This is a genomic window from Actinosynnema sp. NPDC091369, assembly GCF_044757065.1.
GTDB lineage: Bacteria > Actinomycetota > Actinomycetes > Mycobacteriales > Pseudonocardiaceae > Actinosynnema.
In genome coordinates this window covers 669596-690413 of the sequence record NZ_JBIVUG010000005.1, presented here as the reverse complement: position 1 = coordinate 690413, position 20818 = coordinate 669596, and the positions used below count along the sequence as shown (strand labels likewise).

17 protein-coding genes are annotated in these 20818 nt (G+C 73.4%); 7 read left to right on the top strand and 10 right to left on the bottom strand.

The features are described from left to right. On the bottom strand, positions 1-1257 hold the full coding sequence (locus ACIQMJ_RS22925; RefSeq protein WP_499763077.1) for a cytochrome P450: 1257 nt from the start codon (positions 1255-1257) through the stop codon (positions 1-3). A gap of 190 nt (positions 1258-1447) precedes the next feature. Here ACIQMJ_RS22925 and ACIQMJ_RS22920 point away from each other — a divergent pair, with 190 nt between their 5' ends. The 3 genes from ACIQMJ_RS22920 to ACIQMJ_RS22910 all read left to right on the top strand — a co-directional run bounded on the left by ACIQMJ_RS22920 (position 1448) and on the right by ACIQMJ_RS22910 (position 4047). Then, positions 1448-1906 carry a MarR family winged helix-turn-helix transcriptional regulator gene (locus tag ACIQMJ_RS22920; protein ID WP_499763035.1) on the top strand — a complete coding sequence of 153 codons (459 nt, stop codon included), beginning with the start codon at positions 1448-1450 and terminating at the stop codon, positions 1904-1906. Next, positions 1903-3462 (top strand): MDR family MFS transporter, encoded by a 1560-nt coding sequence (locus ACIQMJ_RS22915; RefSeq protein WP_499763034.1) that lies wholly within the window; start codon positions 1903-1905, stop codon positions 3460-3462. The genes ACIQMJ_RS22920 and ACIQMJ_RS22915 overlap by 4 nt, the downstream gene beginning before the upstream one ends. A 138-nt stretch (positions 3463-3600) precedes the next feature. Next, a complete protein-coding gene (locus ACIQMJ_RS22910; RefSeq protein WP_499763033.1) occupies positions 3601-4047 on the top strand; it encodes a DUF6010 family protein in 447 nt (148 codons plus the stop codon). Here the strand turns inward: ACIQMJ_RS22910 and ACIQMJ_RS22905 are convergent. Together ACIQMJ_RS22905 and ACIQMJ_RS22900 are read right to left on the bottom strand one after the other, a co-directional pair. Continuing rightward, a complete protein-coding gene (locus ACIQMJ_RS22905; RefSeq protein ID WP_499763032.1) occupies positions 3967-4503 on the bottom strand; it encodes a hypothetical protein in 537 nt (178 codons plus the stop codon). The genes ACIQMJ_RS22910 and ACIQMJ_RS22905 overlap by 81 nt on opposite strands. Then, positions 4503-6191, bottom strand: a complete 1689-nt coding sequence (locus tag ACIQMJ_RS22900) for a PHP domain-containing protein (RefSeq protein WP_499763031.1) — start codon at positions 6189-6191, stop codon at positions 4503-4505. The genes ACIQMJ_RS22905 and ACIQMJ_RS22900 overlap by 1 nt, the downstream gene beginning before the upstream one ends. A gap of 184 nt (positions 6192-6375) precedes the next feature. Between ACIQMJ_RS22900 and ACIQMJ_RS22895 the strand changes: the two genes are divergently transcribed. Further along, the gene (locus tag ACIQMJ_RS22895) at positions 6376-8919 is read left to right on the top strand and encodes a DUF4118 domain-containing protein (protein WP_499763030.1); all 2544 of its coding nucleotides are present in this window, start codon (positions 6376-6378) and stop codon (positions 8917-8919) included. A gap of 38 nt (positions 8920-8957) precedes the next feature. Here ACIQMJ_RS22895 and ACIQMJ_RS22890 read toward each other — a convergent pair whose 3' ends face one another. Beyond that, entirely contained in the window at positions 8958-10091 is a 1134-nt protein-coding gene (locus ACIQMJ_RS22890; protein ID WP_499763029.1) for a hypothetical protein, read from the bottom strand. A 285-nt stretch (positions 10092-10376) separates the two neighbouring features. Here ACIQMJ_RS22890 and ACIQMJ_RS22885 point away from each other — a divergent pair, with 285 nt between their 5' ends. Next, complete coding sequence (locus ACIQMJ_RS22885) at positions 10377-13580, top strand: S8 family serine peptidase (RefSeq protein ID WP_499763028.1); 3204 nt, start codon at positions 10377-10379, stop codon at positions 13578-13580. A 21-nt stretch (positions 13581-13601) separates the two neighbouring features. Here ACIQMJ_RS22885 and ACIQMJ_RS22880 read toward each other — a convergent pair whose 3' ends face one another. The 5 genes from ACIQMJ_RS22880 to ACIQMJ_RS22860 form a co-directional block, all read right to left on the bottom strand. After that, entirely contained in the window at positions 13602-14204 is a 603-nt protein-coding gene (locus tag ACIQMJ_RS22880; protein ID WP_499763027.1) for an HD domain-containing protein, read from the bottom strand. Between the two features lie 79 nt (positions 14205-14283). Beyond that, positions 14284-14670, bottom strand: a complete 387-nt coding sequence (locus tag ACIQMJ_RS22875; protein ID WP_499763026.1) for a nuclear transport factor 2 family protein — start codon at positions 14668-14670, stop codon at positions 14284-14286. Between the two features lie 13 nt (positions 14671-14683). Further along, positions 14684-16699, bottom strand: a complete 2016-nt coding sequence (locus ACIQMJ_RS22870; protein ID WP_499763025.1) for an oxidoreductase — start codon at positions 16697-16699, stop codon at positions 14684-14686. Beyond that, on the bottom strand, positions 16696-17241 hold the full coding sequence (locus tag ACIQMJ_RS22865) for a PadR family transcriptional regulator (protein ID WP_499763024.1): 546 nt from the start codon (positions 17239-17241) through the stop codon (positions 16696-16698). Before ACIQMJ_RS22865 ends, ACIQMJ_RS22870 begins: the two co-directional genes overlap by 4 nt. 106 nt (positions 17242-17347) lie before the next feature. Next, positions 17348-17719: an SH3 domain-containing protein gene (locus ACIQMJ_RS22860; RefSeq protein WP_499763023.1), complete on the bottom strand. Its 372-nt coding sequence runs from the start codon at positions 17717-17719 to the stop codon at positions 17348-17350. Between the two features lie 210 nt (positions 17720-17929). Between ACIQMJ_RS22860 and ACIQMJ_RS22855 the strand changes: the two genes are divergently transcribed. After that, the gene (locus ACIQMJ_RS22855; protein WP_499763022.1) at positions 17930-19504 is read left to right on the top strand and encodes an AfsR/SARP family transcriptional regulator; all 1575 of its coding nucleotides are present in this window, start codon (positions 17930-17932) and stop codon (positions 19502-19504) included. A 31-nt stretch (positions 19505-19535) separates the two neighbouring features. Here the strand turns inward: ACIQMJ_RS22855 and ACIQMJ_RS22850 are convergent, their stop codons facing one another. Continuing rightward, positions 19536-20246 (bottom strand): TetR/AcrR family transcriptional regulator, encoded by a 711-nt coding sequence (locus tag ACIQMJ_RS22850; protein ID WP_499763021.1) that lies wholly within the window; start codon positions 20244-20246, stop codon positions 19536-19538. Between the two features lie 131 nt (positions 20247-20377). Between ACIQMJ_RS22850 and ACIQMJ_RS22845 the strand changes: the two genes are divergently transcribed. Next, positions 20378-20776 carry a VOC family protein gene (locus tag ACIQMJ_RS22845; RefSeq protein WP_499763020.1) on the top strand — a complete coding sequence of 133 codons (399 nt, stop codon included), beginning with the start codon at positions 20378-20380 and terminating at the stop codon, positions 20774-20776. Positions 20777-20818: the final 42 nt, after the last annotated feature.

The window sequence follows — 20818 nt, the reverse complement described above, 5'->3', positions numbered from 1 at the left end:
TCACGCGTCCCAGGTGATCGGGAGCGCGTGCACGCCGTAGACGAGCATGTCGTCCCGCATCGGCACGTCCCCGGCCGGCACGGCGAGCCGCAGGCCGGGGAGCCTGCCGATCAGCCCGGTGAACCCGACCGTCATCTCCACCCGGGCCAACTGCTGGCCGAGGCACTGGTGCACGCCGTGCCCGAACGCCAGGTGCGGCCCGCGCGGGCGGGTCACGTCCAGCTCGCCCGGCCGGGGGTACTGGTACGGGTCGCGGTTGCCCGCCGGCACGGAGACCAGCACCGTGGAGTCCGCCGGGACCACCTCGCCCGCGATCTCCACCTCCTCCCGCGTGGTGCGGACGACGCCGAGGTGGACGATCGAGAGGTAGCGCAGCAGCTCCTCGACCGCGCCGCCGATCAGCGCCGGGTCCGCGTGCAGGGCGGCGAGCTGGTCGGGGTGCTCCAGCAGCGCGAACGTGCCGAGCGCCAGCATGTTGGCCGTGGTCTCGTGGCCCGCGACCAGCAGCAGGTTCGCCATGCCGATCAGCTCGTCGTCGGTGAGCGTGGGGTCGGCCTCGATCAGACCGGACAGCATGTCGTCGGTCGGTCGCGCCCGCTTGTCGCGCACCAGGCCGTGCATGAACGCCCGCAGCTCCTCGGCCAGTCGCATCACCTCGGCCACCGGCATGTCGAGCTTGAGCAGCTTCCCGGTGCGCTCCTGGAACTCGCCGCGGTCGGCGTACTCGACGCCCAGCAGCTCGCAGATCACCAGTGAGGGCACAGGCAGCGCGAAGGACTGGACCAGGTCGGCGCCCGGCCCGGCGGCGATCATCGCGTCGAGGTGGTCGTCGACGATGCGCTGGACGCGGGGTTCGAGCCGGCGCATCCGGCGCACGGTGAACTGCCCGGTGAGCAGCTTGCGGTACCGGGTGTGCTCGGGCGGGTCCATGGTGATGAAGCTGCCCGCGCGGGCCCGCGCGTCGGTCATCCGGGCGCGGACCGGCGCGGGCAGCTTCTCCAGCACGCGCCGGCTGCGGAACCGGTCGGAGCTCAGCCGCGGGTCGCCGAGCAGGGTGCGGGCCAGCTCGTGGCTGGTCACGATCCACGCCGGGTCGCCGTCGAGCATGGTCACGCGGTGCACGGGACCGTCCTCGACGAGGCGGGTCAGGGCGCTCGGCGGGTTGAACGGACCCACGTCCCGGGTGGTGAACTCGGGCGGCAGCGGGACGGTCGGCCGACCGGCGCCGGGGCGTTTCTGCTGGGAAGCGGTGGTCATCGACGGTCCGTTCCCGACCCGGTGCGTGACCGGGTCGATGCTCAGCGTGGTGGTGACCCACGGTACCAAAACGTGCACAGCGTGCAGCTTTGTTCGCTGTAACTCACTGCACACCGAGCAAACTTGCACGACGTGCAACTTGGAACGATAGTTGTATGTGGCAAGCAATGCGAGGAGATGGGGGGACGGCATGGACGCCGTCGCGCGGGAGCTGGAAGACCGGGTGCGCGACCTGCTGAGGGTCGTGCGGATGGTCAAGCAGCGACCGCAGGCACTGCCTCCCGGCCTGATCGGCACCCTCGGCCTGATCGACCGCGCGGGTTCGAACACCACCGGCTGCCACGCCAAGGAACTGGCCGCCAGCGCCGGGCTCGACCCGTCCACGGTGAGCCGGGCGGTGGCCGCGCTGGTCGCCAACGGGCTGGTCGAACGACGTGCCGATCCCGCCGACGGCCGCGCCAGCATCCTCGTGGTCACCGAGCGCGGTCACGCCGCGCTCGCCGACGCCCGCGACTGGTACGACCGGTTGCTGGGTCGCGCGCTTGCCGACTGGAGCCCTGAAGAGGTCGAGGCGCTGACCCGAGCACTGGGGCGCCTGACCACCGACGTCGAAGGAGCCCTCGGCTCCACCTTGGAGGCCGCGCGATGAGCGCACCCGCCACCACCGACAGCAGCGTGATGAGCCACCGCCAGGTGCTGGAGGCTCTGAGCGGTCTGCTGTTGGTGCTGTTCGTCGCGATGCTGAGCGGCACCGTCGTCTCGACGGCGCTGCCGCAGATCATCGGCGCGCTCAACGGGTCGCAGACCCAGTACACCTGGGTCGTCACGGCGACCCTGCTGACCGCGACCGCCACCACCCCGATCTGGGGCAAGCTCGCGGACCTGTTCGACAAGAAGACCCTGGTCCAGGTCGCCATCGTGATCTTCGTGGTCGGCTCGGTGGTCAGCGGGTTCGCGCAGAGCGCGGGCCAGCTCATCGCGGCCCGCGCGTTCCAGGGCATCGGCGTCGGCGGTTTGCAGGCGCTGGTGCAGGTGGTGATCGCGGCGATGATCCCGCCCCGCGAGCGCGGCCGGTACAACGGCTACCTCGGCGGCGTGATGGCACTGGCCACGGTCGGCGGCCCGCTGCTGGGCGGCCTCATCGTGGACACCTCCTGGCTGGGCTGGCGCTGGTGCTTCTTCATCGGCGTGCCGGTCGCGGTGATCGCGCTGTTCGTGCTCCAGGCCACGCTGAAGGTCAAGACCGTCCGGCGGGACGACGTGAAGATCGACTACCTGGGCGCGAGCCTGATCGCGATCGGCGTGAGCGTGCTGCTGGTGTGGATCTCGTTCGTGGACAGCTCGTTCGCGTGGCTGTCGTGGCAGAGCTTCGCCATGGTCGGCGCCTCGGTGGTGCTGCTGGGCGCGGCGGTCGCGGTGGAGGCCCGCGCGGCGGAGCCGGTGGTGCCGCTGCGGATCGTCAAGCAGCGCACGACCGCGTTGGCGATCCTGGCCAGCGTCGCGGTGGGCATGGCGATGTTCGGCGGCGCGGTGTTCCTCGGCCAGTACTTCCAGATCGGCCGCGGCTACAGCCCGACCGAGGCCGGCCTGCTCACCATCCCGATGATGGTCGGCGTGCTGGGCTCGTCCATCGTGTCCGGGCGGCTGATCACCAAGACCGGTCGGGTCAAGCCCTACATCGTGGTGGGCGCGGCCACGTTGGTGCTCGGGTTCCTGGCGCTGGGTCAGATCGACCACGACACGTCCCTGGTGCTGGTCGGCGGCGCGATGCTGCTCGTCGGCATCGGAGTCGGTTCGAGCATGCAGAACCTGGTGCTCGCGGTGCAGAACACCGTGCCGCTCAGGGACATCGGCGCGGCCAGCTCGACCATCGCGTTCTTCCGGTCGCTCGGCGGCACGATCGGCGTGTCGGTGCTGGGCGCGGTGCTGGCCCGGCGGGTGGAGGACCACATCACCCGCGACCTGGCCGCGGCGGGCATCCCCGTCGGCGGCGCGGGCGGCGGCAACCTCAACCTGAACGTGCTGCCGGACGCGGTGCGGCACATCGTCCGCAACGCCTACGGCGACGCCACCGGGCACATCTTCCTGATCTCGGCGGCCATCGCGGTGGTCGGCGTGGTCGCGGCCCTGCTGCTCAAGCCGATCACCCTGCGCACGAGCCTCGACCTGGCGGAGGAGAAGCCGAAGGCCGACGTGGCCCCCTGACCGGAGGCCGGGCGCGGCGCGTGGCCGGAGTTGGCGAGAACCCGTTGGGGTCTGGCACTCCGGCCACTGCCGCGTCCGCCGCGGTGCTCCTAACGTCCAGGGCGACCTGATCTCCTGCGACGACAAGGACCGCCAACCATGGTCGTGGTCTCGGCACTGCTCATCGGCGTGCTGTACGTGCTCGTGAACTCGTTCATCCCCGACCGGCACCGCCGACCGTTCAACGCGGTCATGGTCGGCGGCGCCGGTGCGGCGTACCTCAGCGGCGGCGGGCTGGGGCCGTGGGAGTTCGCCATCACCGCCGTCATCACCTTCTGCGCCTACCGCGGGCTGTCGTCGTGGACGTGGATCGGCATCGGGTGGCTCGTGCACACGGCCGCCGACGTGGCGCACCACCTGCACGGCAACCCGATCGTGCCGTTCGCCGAGCACTCGTCGCTCGGGTGCGCGATCTGCGACCCGGTGATCGCCCTGTGGGCGTTCGCGGGCGGTCCGGGCTTCAGGTCAATGACCCCCGCAGCACTCGTGCGGGCGCTCCGCCTCCGCCGGTCGCAGCACGCCGCCGACGGCGGGCTCCACCAGTAGCAGCAGCTCGCCGTCCCGGCAGACCGGGCGCAGGAAGCCCAGCGTCCGCACGGGGTCGTCCGGCGCGACCTCGACGCCGATGCCGACCACCCGGTCGATCGCCGACACCGCCACCACCTCGGCCGCGGGGTGCGTGCCGGTGAGCAGCGACTGGCCGGGGAACCGGACGCACCGGCCGTCGGCGCGGTCACGGCCCGCCCTGGCGGCGCGGGCGGCCGGCGTGTCGGAATCGTCGGGCAGCGCCACGGGCCCGCCCAGGGCCTGCGCCAACCGGTCCACGTCCACCTCACCGGTCACGTGGGCCGACAGTGTCGTGAGGGCGACGGGCCCCGACCGGTCGACGTGCGTGCAAACGAAGTCCGCGGCCACCCCGTCGAACGCCGCCAGCAGCAGCGCGTCGCCGTGCGCCGCGCCGTGCTCGCCGACCAGGGCGGGCACGGCGCCGAGCCACGTCATCAGATGACGTCCACGAACACCGGGTTGGCGTAGAACCACAGGTCCGACCACGGGTCGGCGTCACCGACCACGTCCATCACCGGGTGGCCGTCCGAGGTCAGCCGGTTGCCGTCCGAACCGCGCAGCCGCAGGTAGAACGCGCCCTCCACGCGGCGGAACACGTGCGTGAACCGGACCGTGCCGCGCGCGGTGCGGGCGACCTCGAACGACTTCGCCACCGTCGTGGCGGGCGCGGTGAACGCGTCGCGGTCCGCCGCCGGGCCGGTGACCGGACCCGCGATCAGGTCCACCTTCGCCAGGCGCGGCACCACGCCCGCGAAGTTCGCGCCGCGCGCCAGGTCGACCTCGATCACCACCTCGACGTCGTCGCCGCGCCGGACGAACGTGCGGCCGCCGATCGTGACGCCCCGGTTGTCGCCCTCGCCGAGCGAGCGGACCCGCACGGTCAGCCCGTCGACGATCCGCCCGTGCACCGCGACGACCTTGCCGGCCTGCATGCCGCGCATCACGTCCACATAGGACTTGGAGTCCGCCCCGACCAGGGTGGAGCTGTAGAAGCCGGGCCAGTAGTCGCCCTCGACCTGCGGCACGCCGGTGTCGATGGGCGCGCCCTTGCTGCCGGTCTCGTTGTGGTTGCCGGTGCCCTGGACGTGCGTGTCCCGGTGCACCCGGTGCGCGTCGGAGGTGGCGGTGACCCACCACGGCCTGCCCTCGGCCAGCAGCGAGTCCCACAGCCCGCCGACCTTGGCGGTCATCCAGTCGAAGCCACCGTAGGTGCGGTACGGGTTCTCCGTCGCGGTCGGCGCGAAGCCGGGGAAGCTGTCCTGGTTCGGCGAGGCGTCGTAGAGCCCCCGGGCGGCACCGCGGCCACCGTTCGCGGCCGGGATGCCCGCCGCCTGGTGGCCGGGCGCGCCCTCCATGCCGACCGCCACGCCGGGGGCCGCGTCGCGCCAGCCGCGGAACTCGTGCGGGCTGTCCACACCGCGCCGGGACGGGTGGTTGGCGAACATCAGCGCGATCTCCGTGCGGCCGGCCAGCACCTGCGCCTCCAGGTACCGCAGCGCCGCCAACGCGTACGGCTCGCCGTCGGCCGAGGTCGAGCGGGTGATCAGGCCCTTGCCGCCGTTCGCCGCCGGCGTGGAGAGCACGCCGCCGTCGTAGGCCGCCTCGAACGCGCGCAGGATGTCCACCGCGGACCGGCCGGGCGGCAGGAACACCGTGGCGTGCTCCGCGCCCGGGATGTTCCACTCCAGTCCCTGGTAGACCAGCACGTCCCGGTGCGCCTGGCGGGCCTGCTCGATGTCCGGTGCGACCTGGCCCACGGAGAACTTCTCGTGCGCCACCCCGCCGTGGTCGGTGATGACGACCCAGTCCAGCCCGTGCTCGCGGGCCTTGGCGACCTGCTGGGCCACCTCGTACTGGCCGTCGGAGGAGTACTTGGTGTGGATGTGGTGGTCGCCGGCGAACCACCGACCGCGCCCGCCCCACGGGTTGGCCGGCACGACCGGTCGGTCCCCGTGGGCGTGGGCGGGGAGCGCGCCGAGCGTGGTCGCCACCCCGGCCGCCCCCAACCCGGCCAGGAACCGGCGCCGCGCCACCGAGAGCGGCCGGTCGTCCTCCGCGTCGCGCCAACTGCCCTCCACGTCCTCGTGGTGGTGTTCGTGGGTGTGGTGGTGGTCGTGCGACATGCGGTACTCCGATCATGACCCGAACGGCGGCAGGCCGAAGTATCGTTTTGCGCCGCCGCGCCGGGTGGTGCGCGGAGTCGAACTCCGGGTGAACACTTCGGCGCGCTCCCCGGGGCTCGTCAAGACGGCGTAAAGGTCCGGGGGCGGCCCGCGCGGGCCGGTGGGCGCGCGCACACTGTGGGCCGTGGAAGGCAAGCGCAAGCGCGGTGAGCTGAGGATCTACCTCGGTGCGGCGCCCGGTGTCGGCAAGACGTTCGCCATGCTCGGCGAAGCGCACCGGCGACGTGACCGGGGCACGGACGTGGTGGTCGGCCTGGTCGAGACGCACGGCCGCGAGAACACCGCCGCCCTGCTGACCGGCCTGGAGCAACTGCCCCGCAGACAAGCCGACGCGGAGCTGGACGTCGACGGGCTCCTGGCGCGCGAGCCGGAAGTGGCGGTGGTGGACGAGCTCGCGCACACCAACGCCGCGGGCTCCCGCAACGCGAAGCGGTGGCAGGACGTCGAAGAGCTGCTGGAAGCGGGCATCGACGTGCTGTCCACGGTGAACGTGCAGCACCTCGAATCGCTGAACGACGTGGTCGAGCGCATCACCGGCGTGCGGCAGCGCGAGACCGTGCCCGACGAGGTGGTGCGGCGGGCCGAGCAGGTCGAGCTGGTCGACATCACGCCCGAAGCGCTGCGCCGCCGGCTGGCGCACGGCAACGTCTACGCCGCGCACAAGATCGACGCGGCGCTGGGCAACTACTTCCGGGTCGGCAACCTGACCGCCCTGCGCGAGCTGGCCCTGCTCTGGGTGGCCGACCAGGTCGACGTGGCGTTGCAGCGCTACCGCTCGGAGCAGAGCATCACCGACACCTGGGAGACCAGGGAACGGGTGGTCGTCGCGATCAGCGGCGGCCCGGAGAGCGAGACGCTGATCCGCCGCGCCCGGCGGGTCGCGGCCCGCGCGGGCGCGGAGCTGATGGTCGTGCACATCATGCGCGGCGACGGGCTGGCCGGGGTGTCGCCGCAGCTCGTGGCCGGGTTCCGGCGGGTGACCGAGGACGTCGGCGCGACGTTCCACACCGTGGTCGGCGACGACGTGCCGACCGCGCTGCTGGACTTCGCCCGCGGCGTGAACGCCACTCAGCTCGTGCTCGGCACGTCCCGCCGCTCGCGGCTGGCCCGGGTGTTCGACGAGGGCATCGGCGCGGCGACCATCCAGGCGTCCGGGCCGATCGACGTGCACATGGTCACCCACGACGAGGCGCGGCGCGGTCGCCGGTGGCGGTGGGGCGGCGTCCCGCGCGACCGCGCGCGCAAGCCGCTGGGGTGGGCGCTGGCCGTGCTGCTGCCCGCCGCCGTGACCGCGATCGGCCTGTTGGGCCGGGACAACCTGTCGCAGTCCACCGACCTGGTCGGGTTCTTCCTGGCCACGGTGGTGGTGGCGCTGGTCGGCGGCCTCGGTCCGGCGCTGGTGGCGGCGTTCCTCGGCGCGGGGCTGCTGAACTTCTTCTTCACCCCGCCCTACCACAGCCTGACCGTGGCCACCCCGACGAACCTCGTCACGCTGGTCGCGATGCTGGTGGCGGCGGGCCTGGTCGCGCTGGTGGTGGACCGGGCCGCGCGGGTGGCCGAGCAGGGCGCGCGGGCCCGCACCGAGGCCGCGTTGCTCGCCTCCTACGCGCGAACGGTGCTGACCAGCCCGTTCCCGCTGGCCCGGATGCTGGAGAAGGTGCGGGAGAACTTCGGGCTGGAGTCCGTGGCGCTGCTGGAGCGGCGGGACGGCGGGTGGGAGCGGGTGGCGTGCGTCGGGCCGCGGCCCTGCGACGAGCCGGACGAGGCCGACGTGGACGTGCCGGTGACGGCGGACGTGCACCTGGCGCTGCGCGGTCGCGCGCTGCCCGCCGCCGACCAGCGGGCGCTGGAAGCGGCGGCCGGCCAGGCGCTGATGGCGTTGCGGCAGCAGCGGATGGCCGCCGAGACCGCCGAGGCGCAGCGGCGCGCGGAGACCACGGAGCTGCGCACCGCCCTGCTGTCCGCCGTCGGCCACGACCTGCGCACGCCGCTGACCTCGATCAAGGCCGCGATCGGCAGCCTGCGCGACACCGACCTGACTCTGTCCGAAGAGGACGTCGCCGAGCTGCTGGAGACCGTCGAGGTGTCCGCGGACCGGCTCGCCGGCCTGATCGACAACCTGCTCGACTCGTCCCGGCTGGCCACCGGCGCGGTCGTGCCGCAACTGCGCGCGGTGACCTACGACGAGGTGGTGGCGCGCGCCCTGGCCGGCATCGACGAACGCGGCACGGTGTCGGTCGACGTGGCCGAGCACCTGCCGCCCGTGCTCGCCGACCTGGGCCTGCTGGAACGCGTGGTCGCCAACGTGGTCGACAACGCCCTGCGGCACGGCAGGCTCACCCCGCGCCGCAGGGTCGACGTGGACGGCGACGGCCGGATCAACGCCGACGAGCCGGAGGTCGCGGTGCGGGCCAGCGCCTACCGCGACCGGGTCGAGCTGCGCGTGGTCGACCACGGGCAGGGGCTGCCGAAGAACACGGCGAGCGCGGTGTTCGCGCCGTTCCAACGCCTCGGCGACCGGGACGCCACGCCGGGCATCGGGCTCGGGCTGAGCGTGGCCAAGGGGTTCGTGGACGCCATGGGCGGCTCGCTCACGGCCGAGGACACCCCCGGTGGTGGCCTCACCATCGTGATCTCGCTGCCGATCGCGGCGGTGACGACGGCGTGACCGCGGGGGCCGACCCGGGGCCGGCCCCGCGGCCGCGGTCAGCGCCGCGGCGTGGTGGTGATCAGGTTCCACTTCACGGCCTTGAGCGTGCCGTCGGCGGTGGTGCTCTCGCCGACGATCGTGCCCCGGTCGTTCAACGCGGTCGGCAGGCTGTGCGCGCCGCCGAGCGAGCCCAGGTAGGTCACCCGCCCGTCGCGCCACAGGAACGCCCGGGGCGCGTCGGGGTTGTCCGCGGAGGTCCAGCCGATCACGTCACCGCGCTCGTTGACCGCGACCGCCTCGGACGGGCTCGGCACCCCCAGGTCGACCGCCTTGCCGCCGGCGGGCCACAGCGCCGCCTTGCGCACGCCGGTGAACTCGGTGGTCCAGCCGACGACGTCACCGCGCTCGTTGATCGCCTGCGGGCCGTTCGCCACGCCACCGGACGCGCTCAGCACCGTGACGCCGGCGCCCTCCCAGCGCAACGCCTGCGTGCCCTGGTTGCCGACGACCACGCCCGCCTCGTTGATCGCCTCCACGGAGTACAGGGTGCCGCCGGGCACGGTGGCCAGCCGCTCGCACGAGGTGGTGTCCACGCAGCGGAACGCGTACGCGTCGCCGCTGAACATGGGCAGCTTGTTGCCCGCGACGACCCCGGCCTCGTTGACGGCGCTGAGCCACAGGTGCGGCCCGGACAGCGGCAACGCCGTGTGCTTGCCGTCCCGCCACACGACCGCGTTCTCCTGGTGGTAGCCCGAGGACGAGCTGGAGTACGTCATCGGGACCACGCCGCTGTTGTTGATCGCCGACGCGATGACCCAGCCGCCACCCGGCGAGATGTCGGTGACCGTGCCCGACTGCCAGATCCGCGGCCGCTGGACGTAGGGCCCCGCGCCGCTGACGGCCTGCTGGATCAGCACCTGGCCGACCTGGTTGATCCCGGACGGCGTGCCGGGGCCGAGGTCGGTGGCCGCGCCGGCGGGCGACCAGTGCACGGTGTGCGGCGCGCCGTTGCCGGAGGTGGCCCCGACGACCTGGCCGAGGTCGTTGACCGCGACCGCGCGGTGGGTGGGGTAGCCGGGCAGACCGGGCAGTTCGGTGATCAGGGCACTTGCCTGCGCGGCGGGCGCGGTCACCAGCGGCAGGGCCGCGGCCAGCGCGAGGACGACGGCGGGCGTGCGTGACTTGGGCATGGTCGCTCCATTGCGAGATGTCCGCTGAATCGATTCGAACGGTAGCCTCGGCGGCTCGGCGCCGGCGTCGGCCGGACAGTGGAATCGGGGGAACCCGGTGACCGCGCACGAAGTCCTGTCCCGGTTGGGCCACGGTGATCATCGGGTTGCCGGGAACGGCTGGGCCAAGTGGGTGTCGCGCCCCGGATTCGCCCTCCCGAAGCAACGCGGTGGCTCTCCGAGGTGTCTTAGTCACTGAGGGCAGTGGCGGTCACACCGAGCACCGCCACGGTGAGGGGGATCCACATGTCCCGCAGGACCAAGGCATCGGGGCTGGTCGCGGCGGTGGTGATGGTCGCCGCGACCGTCCCGGCCGCGGCCGAGCCGACCGAGGCGACCGGGGCGCGGCCGGGCGGCGCGCGGCCGGAGGGCACGGTCACGCTGGTGACCGGAGACGTCGTCACCGTGCGCGCCGACCGCGCTCGGGTGCGACCCGGTCCCGGACGGGCCGACGTGCGGTTCGTGCAGCAGGTGGACGAGCACGGCGACCTGCACGTGCTGCCGACCGACGTGCTGGCCGACGTGCGGTCCGGCCGGCTGGACGACCGGTTGTTCGACGTCACGGGCTTGATCCGGGCCGGCTACGACGACCGCTCGACCCGCGTCACGCCGCTGATCGTGACCACGACCGGACCGGCCGTGGCGGGGGAGCCGCTGCCCAGCATCGGCGGGTACGCGGTCAAGGCGGCCAAGGACGGCGCGTTCTGGTCGGGCGCGCGGGCCGCCGGCGTGGCGAAGGTGTGGCTGGACGGGCCGGTCCGCGCCACCCTCGACCGCAGCGTCCCGCAGATCGGCGCGCCGCGGGCGTGGCAGGCCGGGCACACCGGGACCGGCGCGAAGGTCGCGGTGCTGGACACCGGTGTCGACGCGACGCACCCCGACCTCGCGGGCGCGGTCGTGGAGTCGCGCAACTTCAGCGACAGCCCCGACACCGACGACCGCGTCGGCCACGGCACGCACGTCGCGGCGACGATCACCGGCTCCGGGAAGTACCAGGGCGTCGCGCCGGACAGCGCGGTGCTCAACGGCAAGGTGCTCGGCGACCAGGGCGGCGGCTACGAGTCCGACATCATCGCGGGCATGGAGTGGGCCGTCGCGGCGGGCGCGGACGTGGTGAACATGAGCCTGGGCAGCTCGATGCGCACCGACGGCACCGACCCGATGTCGCTGGCCGTCAACGAGCTCACCAGCACCGGGGGCGCGTTGTTCGTGGTCTCCGCGGGCAACAGCGGCCCGTCCGAGCAGACGATCGGCAGCCCCGCCGCGGCCGACCTGGCGCTCACCGTGGGCGCGGTGGACCGGGCGGACGGGCTCGCCGAGTTCTCCTCGCGCGGACCGCGCTGGGGCGACGACGCGATCAAGCCGGACATCACCGCGCCGGGCGTGGACATCGCTGCGGCCAAGGCGAAGAACGGCCGCATCGGCGCCCCGGTCGACGACGGGCACGTGGCGCTGTCCGGCACGTCGATGAGCGCCCCGCACGTGGCGGGCGCGGCGGCGATCGTCGCCGCCCAGCACCCGGACTGGACGCCCGCGCGGATCAAGGGCGCGCTGATGGCGAGTGCGAAGCCCCACGCCGACCTGACCGCGGACGAGCAGGGCGCGGGCCGGGTGGACGTGGCCGCGGCCGTCGCGCAGTCGCTGACGTCCGAGCCCGCGTCGTTGAGCCTGGGCGTGGCGCAGTGGCCGCACCAGGACGACCAGCCGATCGAGAACAAGATCGTCTACCGCAACTCCGGCACCGGCCCGGTCACCCTGACGCCGAGCGCCGACCTGCGCGGCCCGGACGGCAACCCCGCCCCCGCGGGCATGGTCGCGTTCTCGCCGTCCTCGCTCACCGTGCCCGCCGGCGGTGAAGCCGCCCTCACCGTCACGGTCCTCACCTCGCTGGACGCGCCGGACGGCCGGTACAGCGGGGCCGTGGTGGCGACCGGAGGGGCCACGCCGCTGCGCACGCCGGTCGGCGTGACCAAGGAGGTCGAGAGCTACGACGTGAAGCTCACGTTCCTCGACCACACCGGCGCGCCCACCCCGGACTACTCCTTCCGGCTGGTGGACATGAACCACCGCAAGGCGTACCTGGCGCACGACCCGTCCGGCACGGTGGTCGCCCGCGTGCCCAAGGGCACGTTCTACGCCGACGCGTTCATCCAGACCCGGGAGACGCAGCAGCTCACCCAGGTGCTGGAGCCCAGCACCGTCATCACCGGCCCGGCCGAGTTCGTGTTCGACGCCCGCGCGGGCAAGCCGATCGCCCTGTCGGTGGACGAGCAGGGCGCGGAGGTCGGCTACACGGAGGTGTTCTTCAGCCGGACCGCGTCGTGGGGCGAGACGGGCACCGGCTTCATCGGCTTCCCGCCGGGCGCGGTGCTGTTCGTGCCGTCGAAGACGTCCGCGCCCGGCGCGGCGAGCTTCGAGGTGGCCGGGCGGCTCGCCAAGCCCGACGGCAGCGGCGGTTACGTCGGCAGCCCTTACCAGTACTCGGTCGCGTGGCGGCACGACGGCGCGGTGCCCGAACGCCTCGACCGCGCGTTCCACCGCCGTGACCTGGCGAAGGTCAAGTCGCTGGTCGCCTCCGCCGGACCGGGCACGACCGGCTTCCGCGACCAGATGGCGGGCGGTCCGCTGCCGCTGGAGATCACCGAGTACTACACGCCGGGCGTCGACTGGTACGGCGACTTCCTCCAGATGCCCGAACCGCAGGCGTTCCCGCCGCAGAGCTTCCAGAGCACCGCGCAGCCGCGTCGCTTCACCGCGGGCCGTGCGGTGGCCGAGAAGTGGAACGCGGCCGTGTTCGGACCGGCGTTCCCGAGCACGGGCCGCGCGTACGAGTGGGGCGGGCGGCTCGGCGACGAGGTCGTGGTCTCGCTGCCGATGTTCACCGACCAGGACTCGAACCACTACGGGTTCTCCGACGTCACGGCGGCCAGGACGACGTTGCACCGGGACGGCGTGCTGCTCGCCGAGTCGCCCTACGACGGGTACGTGTCGGGCGTCGTGCCCGCGGGCCGGGGCGTCTACCAGGTGCGCGCCGAGGCGGAGCGGTCCGGCGTGGCCGAGCTGTCCACGCGCGTGGTGGCGGACTGGTCGTTCACGTCCGAGCACGTCGCGGGCGAGGACCCGGCGGCGCTGCCGCTGCTCGCGGTGCGGTTCGCGCCGTCGTTGGACGCCGGGAACCGCGCGGCGGCCGGGCGGCCGTTCGCGATCCCGGTGTACGTGCAGCGCAACGGGGCGGCCGACGCCAAGGGCGTCGCCAAGCCCGCGGTGCAGGTCTCGTTCGACGACGGCGCGACGTGGCGGCCCGCGCCGCTGGTCAAGGTCGGCGAGCGGTGGCTCGCGGCGGTCGTGCACCCGGCCGGCGCGCAGTTCGTCTCGCTCAAGGCCCAGGCGCGCGACGCCGAGGGCAACGCGGTCGACCAGACGATCATCCGGGCCTACGGCCTGAGGTGACCGACCCCCGGACGCGCCCGGTCACCGGCCGGGCGCGTCCAGCGGGTTGCTCGTCACGCGCTCCGCCCAGCCGTCGCGCACCAGCCCGGCGGCGGCGCAGCGCGGCTTGCGCTCGGCCTGGTCCCGGGCCCGCAGCAGGAACGCGTCGGCGAACCCCAGCCGGGGGTACCGGGTCAGCACCGCGTCCACCACGGGCTCCGGGAACCGGTCGAGCCCGCGCCCGGACACGTCCGCGCTCACCGCGACCTGCAACAGGTGGCTCTCCGGGTCGTCGTCGGCGGGCACGTCGTCGCGCATGTGCAGCACGATGACCTCGGCCAGCCGGTCGCGCCGCACCCGTCCCCACCCGGCGCCGGCCGCGAACACCCACGCCACGTGCCCGCCCGCCTCCTCGAACGGCAGCGTGTGGCTGTCGAACGGCGGGGTGAGCGCGAGGTCGTGCAGCAGCGCGGCCACGTACAGCAGCTCGCCGTCGTGGGGGATGTCCACGTCGGACGCGTGCGCGACGGCCCACGTGTAGGCGCGCAACGAGTGGTTCAGCAGCCAGGGCTCGGCGTACTCGTGGCACACCTCCAGGGCCGCCGCGGCGGCTCTGGAGTCGGGCCGGGTGAAGATGAAGTCCACGTCGGCGAGCCTAGGGGAGGGCGAATGCCGGTGCGACACCGAAGCGGCGTGTTCCGCAGGCGGCTGCCGGTCGACCGGGCTACGACACGACGCCGTCGGCGACCAGGCCCGCCCAGATGGCCTCGCCGACGGTCGTCAGCGCGGACTGCGGCCGGATCATCACGGTGAACGTGCCGATCCGGCCGTCGGCGTCGAGCTGGATCAGGTCGATGCCCTCGACCTGCTTGCCGTCGACGACGGTGCGGAAGTGCAGCACGTGGCCGTCGGGCCCGTCGTACTGGCCGACGTACCGGAAGTCCTGGAACGTCCGCTGGAGCACGCCGAACAGGGCGCGCACGGTGGCGATGCCCTCGAACGGCCGGAACTTCACCGGGCTGTGCAACGTGATGTCGTCGGCGAAGAACTCCGTGGCGCCGACGATGTCGCCCGCCTCGACCGCCGCCTTGAACCGCAGTGCCGCGTTCACCCTTGCCTCCTGGTCAGATCGTGGCCGCGAGTCGCGTGCCCTGGTCGATGGCGCGCTTCGCGTCGAGCTCGGCGGCGACGTCCGCGCCGCCGATGACGTGCGTGACGACTCCGCGGCCGGTGAGCGCGTCCACCAGGTCGCGCACGGACTCCTGACCCGCGCACACCACGACCGCGTCGACGTCCAGCACCCGCGGCCGTTCGCGCCGGGGCCCGAAGGTGATGTGCAGCCCCGCGTCGTCGATCCGCTCGTAGTTCACGCCGGTCAGCTGCTCGACGCCCTTGGCGGCGAGCGCCGCCCGGTGCACCCAGCCCGTGGTCTTGCCCAGGCCCTTGCCGATCCGCGACGCCTTGCGCTGCAACAGGTACACCTGGCGCGCGGGCGCGGCGGGCCGGGGCGCGGTGACGCCGCCGCGGACCCGCTCCGGGTCGGTGACGCCCCACTCGGCACGCCACTCGTCCACGTCGAGGGCGGGGGAGGAGGCGTGGGTCAGGAACTCGGTGACGTCCACCCCGATCCCGCCGGCACCGATCACCGCGACCCGGTCGCCGACCGGCGCGCCGTGGCGGACCACGTCCACATAGGACAGGGCGCGCTCCACGCCCGGGATGGCGGGCACGCGCGGCGCGACACCGGTGGCGATCACGACCTCGTCGAAGTCGGCCACGTCGTCGGCGGTGACCCGGACGCCGAGGTGAAGCTTCACTCCGGTCAGCTCGATCCGCCGCCGGTAGTAGCGGATCGTCTCGGCGAACTCCTCCTTGCCCGGGATGCGGCGGGCGATGGCGAACTGGCCGCCGATGTCGTCGTCGGCCTCGAACAGCTCCACGTCGTGCCCGCGCCCGGCCAGCGCGGTCGCCGCGGCGAGCCCCGCCGGTCCCGCGCCGACCACGGCGACCCGCTTGGCGCGGCGGGTCGGCAGCAGCCGCAGCGTGGTCTCGTTGCCCGCGCGCGGGTTGACCATGCAGGACGCCTTCTTCATGGAGAACGTGTGGTCCAGGCACGCCTGGTTGCACGCGATGCAGGCGTTGATCTCGTCGGCGCGGCCGGTCTCGGCCTTGCGCACCCAATCAGGGTCGGCCAGGAACGGGCGCGCCATCGACACCATGTCGGCGTCACCGCGCGCCAGCACCTCCTCGGCGACCTCCGGCATGTTGATCCGGTTCGAGGTGACCACCGGGATGCCGACGTGCGGGCGCAGCTTGGCGGTGACGTTCGCGAACGCCGCGCGCGGCACGGACGTGACGATCGTCGGCACGCGCGCCTCGTGCCACCCGATGCCGGTGTTGATGATCGTCGCGCCCGCCGCCTCGACCTCCTGGCCGAGCGCGACGACCTCGTCCCACGTCTGGCCGTCCTCGACCAGGTCGATCATGGAGAGCCGGTAGACGAGAATGAAGTCGGGCCCGGCGGCCTCGCGGCAGCGGCGCACGACCTCGACCGCGAGGCGTCGCCGGTTCTCCGCGCTGCCGCCCCAGCGGTCGGTGCGCTTGTTGGTGCGCGGTGCGAGGAACTGGTTGATGAAGTAGCCCTCGGAGCCCATGATCTCGACCCCGTCGTACCCGCCTTCGCGGGCCAGCTCCGCGGCGCGGGCGAACGCGTCGATCTGCGCCCGCACGCCCCGGTCCGACAGCGCGCGAGGGCGGAACTTGCTGATCGGGGCCTTGAGCGGGGACGCGGACACGCTGAACGGGTGGTAGGCGTACCGGCCCGCGTGCAGCAGCTGGAGCGCGATCTTGCCGTCGTGCTCGTGCACGGCCTGCGTGACGACGCGGTGGCGGCGCGCCTCGCGGTGCGTGGTGAGCTTGGACGCGAACGGGTAGAGCGAGCCCGCGCGGTTGGGCGCGAAACCGCCGGTGACCATGAGGGCGACGCCGCCGCGGGCCCGTTCGGCGAAGTAGGCGGCCAGCGCGTCGAAGTCCTTGGCGCGGTCCTCCATGCCGGTGTGCATCGAGCCCATGAGCACCCGGTTGCGCAGGGTCGTGAAGCCCAGGTCCAGGGGTTGGAGCAGGGTGGGGTAGGCGGTCATCGCCGGTCGTCCTCTCGCATCGCGGCCAGCACCTCGTCGCACCACTCGACCAGCGCCCGCTCGGCCCGGATGCCGCCGCGCAGGACGAGGTACTGGTGCAACCGCCGGCCGGACAGGGCCGACGGGTCGGGGAAGTCCTTCTTCTCGATGGCGAGGTAGACGTCGAGGCGTTCGGTGTGCAGGTCGCGGTGCCGGGCGATCTCGCCGAGCAGCGCGGCGGCGTCGCCCAACGACGCGCCGCGCACCTTCACCGACAGGTCGTGCCGGATGGTCTCGGGCTCCCCGGGCGCGGCCAGCCAGCGGGCCAGCTCGTCCCGGCCCGCTTCGGCGACCTCGTAGACCTTCTTGTCCGGGCGGCCGTCCTGGGCGACCTCGTGGCACGACACCCAGCCGAGCTCGACCATGCGCTTGAGCGTGCGGTAGATCTGCTGGTGGGTGGCGGCCCAGAAGAAGCCGATGGACTTCTCGAACCGCTGGGCCAGCTCGTAGCCCGAGCCCGAGCGCTCGTCCAGCGACACCAGGATCGCGTGCTCCAACGCCATGGCGGTGACGGTAGCTGTGCAACGGGGTGCAGTGCAACTAGTTGCATAGGGCGGCACTCCCGGTAGACGACGGAGCCGTCTGCCGGGAGTGCCGGGGGACCGGAGGTCAGGCGTCCTTCACGCAGGCGCTCGCCACGTAGCCGTCCCACGAGATGTCGTCGCGGAAGTCGACCGGGATCCAGCCGGTGGCGTTGGTGGCGCCGCAGGCGGTGTACTTCCCGCCGGACTCCACCGGGTAGCAGGACAGCTTGTCGTTCTTGCTCACGGTCTTGAGGGTGCTGAAGTTGGTGCCCTTGCCGGATCGGATCCGCAGCTTGTCGGCGGTGACGATCACGGAGCCGTAGTCGGAGCAGGTGGCGGCGGGCAGCGGGGCCTGCCGGTCGGGCGAAGGACTCGGTGCGGCGCCGGCGACGCCCCCGAACGTCACGCAGCCCAGCAGCGTCGCGCCGACGGCGATCACGGCTTTTGCTTTGTTCATCACTACCGCCTCGTTCGATGGGTCTCTGGTCCGGCGGGGACCGGCGGCGCGGGCCGACCGCGAGGGCGTTGCCCACCGTGGTGGTCGCCGTGCCGGTGCTCACGATGGCGCACCCATGGTGTGAACCTCTTGCAGAGTTGCTGCACGCCGCAGGTGCAGGCGCTATGCCTGGTGTCGGGGAGAGGTTCCGGCTCACGGGGGGTGGGTGGCGTGGCGGTGGTGTTGCGTCTGCTGGGGGAGGTGTGCGCCGAGGTCGACGGGCGACCGGTGGACCTGGGCGCGCCCAGGCAGCGGTGCGTGCTGGTCGCGCTGGCGGTCGACGTCGGCCGGGCGGTGCCGGTGGACCGGCTGGTGGAGCGGGTCTGGGGCGCGCAGGTCGCCAGACGGGCGCGGGCGACGTTGCACAGCTACATCTCGCGGCTGCGCCGGGCGTTGGCGGGCGCGGGCGGGCCGGTGATCGTGCGCCGGTCGGGCGGCTACGCCCTGGTGGCCGACGTGGTGGTGGACCTGCACCGGTTCCGCGAGCTGTGCGGCGGCGGCGACGACGTCCGGGCGTTGACCGAGGGGTTGGCCCTGTGGCGCGGCGAGGCGTTGACCGGCTTGGCCGGCGAGTGGGTGCAGGCCGTGCGCGACCGGTTGCGGCAGGAGCGGTTGGCCGCCGAGCACGACCTGGTGGACGCCCGGCTGCGTGCCGGGCAGGGGGCGGAGCTGGTGGCCGAGCTGTCCGCGCGGGCCGCCCGGCACCCGTTGGACGAGCGGGTGGCGGGCCAGTACCTGCTGGCCCTGCACCGGGCCGGGCGGACGCCGGACGCGCTGGCGCACTACCGGGGGGTTCGCGCCCGGTTGGTCGAGGAGCTGGGCACCGAGCCGGGCGCCGCGCTGCGCGAGCTGCACCGGCGGGTGCTGGCCGCCGACCCGGCCCTCACCGCGTCACCGGCGCGGGCCGCGGTGGTGCCGCGCCAGCTGCCGGCCGCGCCGGTGCCGTTCGTCGGCCGCCGGGACGAGCTGGACGCCCTGGACGCCACGGGCACGGCCCCGACGGTCGGGATCTCGGCCGTCGTCGGCGCCGGCGGGATCGGCAAGACGTGGCTGGCGCTGCACTGGGCGCACCGGCGGCTGGACCGGTTCCCGGACGGGCAGCTGTTCGTGGACCTGCTGGGCGACGCGCGCGAGCCGATGGACCCGGTGGTGGCCGTGCGCGGGTTCCTCGACGCGCTCGGCGTCGACCGGCAGCCGACCGATCCGCACGCCCGTGCCGCCCTGTTCCGCAGCCTGGTCGCGGGTCGGCGGATGCTGCTGGTCCTGGACAACGCCGCCGACACCGCCCAGGTCACCCCGCTGCTGCCGGGCGGCCGGTCGTGCGCGGTGGTGGTGACCAGTCGGCACAGCCTGCCGGGGTTGGTGGTCGGCCACGGTGCGGCCCACGTGCCGCTGGACGTGCTGTCCGGGGCCGAGGCGCACGCGTTCCTGGTCGCGCGGCTGGGCGCGGCGCGGGTGTGCCAGGAGCCCGCGGCGGTGGAGGAGCTGATCGCGCTGTGCGGCGGGGTGCCGCTGGCGCTGGGCATCACCGCGGGCCACGCCTGCACCCGTCCCCGCCTGCCGCTGAGCGCCCTGGCCGCCGAGCTGCGCCCGTACGGGCCGGCCGCTCCACCCCGCGCGTATCGGACTGCCACCGACCACGGCCGGGTGATGGCGCTGCCCGCCCTGGCCCCGGCGCACACCCGGCCGGACCACCGCTCCGCGCCCTCGGAACCGACCTACGCCACCTGGCACCGTCACCGCTGAGCCGCCGCGCCAGTCGGGTCGCCGGGTGGGGTCAGCGGGACGGGTCCTGGCGACGGGTGGCGATGAGGACTTCCAGGCCGTCCAGGATGCGGTCCAGGCCGAACTGCCAGCCGTTGTCGCGGGGCTCGTCGTCGATCGACCGCGCCGCCTCGTGCAGGGCCGGGAACCGGTCGCGGTGGTCGTGCAGGACCGTCCGCAGCCGCTTCTCCGCCGTCCACGGCTGCGTGCCCGCCGTGGCGGCCGACTGCGTGTTGCGGATGTGGCCGCTGAGCAGGAACACCGCGTCCATCCGCTCGCCGCCGTCCAGGCCCGTGCCGTCGAGGGTGGCCACGGCCGACTCCGTCCAGCCCACCTCGCGCGGACCGGTCGGGCGCTCGCCCGTGGTCGCGGCGGGCAGCCACGGGTGGCGCTGCCAGGTCCGGCGCATCAGCTCGGCCCACCGGACCAGCGCCGGTCGCCACCCGCCCGGCACCGACCGCAGGTCCGGCGGCTCGCCGACGGCCGACTCGATCATCACCGCGACCAGCTCGGCCTTGCTCGCCACGTGCCGGTAGAGCGCCATCTTGGTGACGTCCAACCGGGCCGCGACCTGCTGCATGGACACCGCCGCCATGCCTTCCGCGTCGGCCACCTCGATCGCCGCGGCGGCGATGCGGTCGACGGTGAGCGCGAGCCGGGGTGGCCGGGTGGGCTTGTCGCGCGAACCCCACAGCAAGTCCACGCCCTCGTCCTCGCTCGCCATCCGCTCACCGCATCTCGAAATCGGGTGTTGCTCACTTTGTCGATCTGTGTCTATCGTACACCCAGTGTCCGCCGGACACTCAAGTATCCGCAGGACACAGCGTGTCCGACCATGCCACCTGGGGGCCCACCATGTCCGTGAAGATCTTCGTGAACCTGCCGGTGACCGACCTGGCCAAGTCGATCGGGTTCTTCGCCGCGCTCGGCTTCGCGCATAACCCGAAGTTCACCGACGAGAACGCGTCGTGCGTCGTGTTCAGCGACACCGTCTACGCGATGCTGGTCACCGGGCCGTACTTCAAGACCTTCACCACCAAGGAGATCGCGGACTCCGCCACGACCACGGAGGTCATCGTGTCGCTGGCCCTGGACAGCCGCGAGCAGGTCGACGAGCTGGCGGACAAGGCGCTGGCCGCGGGCGGCGGGTTCGTCAAGGAGGCCGAGGACCACGGCTTCATGTACGGGCGCAGCTTCGAGGACCTCGACGGCCACGTGTGGAACGTGTTCTGGATGGACGAGTCCGCCGCGTGACGATCGTCGAACACCGGGCGGCGGGGGAGCGCAAGGTGCTCC

Bases quoted from the DNA above. Each gene is read 5' to 3' on its own strand.
- ACIQMJ_RS22885 (WP_499763028.1), top strand. From the start codon at position 10,377: ATGTCCCGCAGGACCAAGGCATCGGGGCTGGTCGCGGCGGTGGTGATG.
- ACIQMJ_RS22905 (WP_499763032.1), bottom strand. From the start codon at position 4,503: ATGACGTGGCTCGGCGCCGTGCCCGCCCTGGTCGGCGAGCACGGCGCG.
- ACIQMJ_RS22850 (WP_499763021.1), bottom strand. From the start codon at position 20,246: ATGGCGAGCGAGGACGAGGGCGTGGACTTGCTGTGGGGTTCGCGCGAC.
- ACIQMJ_RS22860 (WP_499763023.1), bottom strand. From the start codon at position 17,719: ATGAACAAAGCAAAAGCCGTGATCGCCGTCGGCGCGACGCTGCTGGGC.
- ACIQMJ_RS22890 (WP_499763029.1), bottom strand. From the start codon at position 10,091: ATGCCCAAGTCACGCACGCCCGCCGTCGTCCTCGCGCTGGCCGCGGCC.
- ACIQMJ_RS22910 (WP_499763033.1), top strand. From the start codon at position 3,601: ATGGTCGTGGTCTCGGCACTGCTCATCGGCGTGCTGTACGTGCTCGTG.
- ACIQMJ_RS22845 (WP_499763020.1), top strand. From the start codon at position 20,378: ATGTCCGTGAAGATCTTCGTGAACCTGCCGGTGACCGACCTGGCCAAG.
- ACIQMJ_RS22870 (WP_499763025.1), bottom strand. From the start codon at position 16,699: ATGACCGCCTACCCCACCCTGCTCCAACCCCTGGACCTGGGCTTCACG.
- ACIQMJ_RS22925 (WP_499763077.1), bottom strand. From the start codon at position 1,257: ATGACCACCGCTTCCCAGCAGAAACGCCCCGGCGCCGGTCGGCCGACC.
- ACIQMJ_RS22900 (WP_499763031.1), bottom strand. From the start codon at position 6,191: ATGTCGCACGACCACCACCACACCCACGAACACCACCACGAGGACGTG.
- ACIQMJ_RS22920 (WP_499763035.1), top strand. From the start codon at position 1,448: ATGGACGCCGTCGCGCGGGAGCTGGAAGACCGGGTGCGCGACCTGCTG.
- ACIQMJ_RS22915 (WP_499763034.1), top strand. From the start codon at position 1,903: ATGAGCGCACCCGCCACCACCGACAGCAGCGTGATGAGCCACCGCCAG.
- ACIQMJ_RS22865 (WP_499763024.1), bottom strand. From the start codon at position 17,241: ATGGCGTTGGAGCACGCGATCCTGGTGTCGCTGGACGAGCGCTCGGGC.